Origin of the sequence: Legionella sheltonii, from assembly GCF_026191355.1 — a bacterium.
Lineage (GTDB): Bacteria > Pseudomonadota > Gammaproteobacteria > Legionellales > Legionellaceae > Legionella > Legionella sheltonii.
Window position 1 is genome coordinate 1 of sequence record NZ_JAPHOQ010000046.1, and the last position, 950, is coordinate 950.

Consider the following 950-nt stretch of genomic DNA (forward strand, 5'->3'; position numbering starts at 1 on the left):
AAATGTTCTTATTGCCAAACTGATTACTCACTTGGAGTATTATTTAATCAAATTCATTCATCATGATCTTAACTTCTTTATGGATGAATGGAGTAAGTCGGATTATTTATTTGGAAAAAAAATTAAAGTGAACCAATCTTCCAATAGCTTATCTGGGCTCGCATGCGGAATTAATGAGTCAGGACAATTAATCGTAGAGGATGATGACGGTATTAAGCATTATCTCTCATCAGGAGATACTTCGCTTCATGACGCATAAAAAATCATCTTAGAGAGAACAAGAAATAAATTAGGTTTGTCCCGAGCATTTTTAAGTGCTCGGAACTGGATGACTGCGAGGAAATCGATTTATACTGCTTCTTCAGATTCGTCTGATTGCTTTTCTTGTTGTATGCGCAAATAAATTTCTTCACGATGGACAGATACATCTTTAGGTGCATTAATACCGAGACGAACTTGGTTACCTTTTACACCGAGCACGGTAATATTAACATCATCACCTATGATTAAAGTTTCACCAATACGCCGAGTTAAAATTAACATAAAAATCTCCCTAACAAAGCAGCTACCCATTCCTCCACAGAACGCAATCCATGGTGTTCTTGATAGCCAAAAAACGACTAAAAACAAATTTATATTTATATTTGCTATTCGAATTTAATTTTACACTGTGATTATTAACGGAGTATTAAGAAAACAATTAATTTTATTTATTTGTAAGAAAAATCTTATTATAACGAGTTAATAGGCAAGTGTTGTAGGTTACATTAGAAAAATTTTTTCAATCAAATAATAAATAAAAACATAAAACTATTCGAAGTATTAAAAACTAGAATAGATACATTAGCAGTAAATTTTTCCTTTGTCACCAGTCGCAAATTTCCTCCATTTAAGGATATACTTACCAAACCCTCTTAAACCGGAATTTTTGCATGTCCTTGAAGGCCATG

1 protein-coding gene and 1 pseudogene are annotated in these 950 nt (G+C 32.5%); one reads left to right on the forward strand and one right to left on the reverse strand.

Features of this window, described 5'->3' with window-relative positions; genetic code table 11:
* Positions 1-259: pseudogene (locus OQJ26_RS19285) on the forward strand (bifunctional biotin--[acetyl-CoA-carboxylase] synthetase/biotin operon repressor); the annotation flags it as partial.
* A gap of 89 nt (positions 260-348) precedes the next feature.
* Here OQJ26_RS19285 and csrA read toward each other — a convergent pair.
* Positions 349-543 carry a carbon storage regulator CsrA gene (csrA, locus tag OQJ26_RS19290; protein ID WP_010654169.1) on the reverse strand — a complete coding sequence of 65 codons (195 nt, stop codon included), beginning with the start codon at positions 541-543 and terminating at the stop codon, positions 349-351.
* Between the last annotated feature and the right edge of the window lie 407 nt (positions 544-950).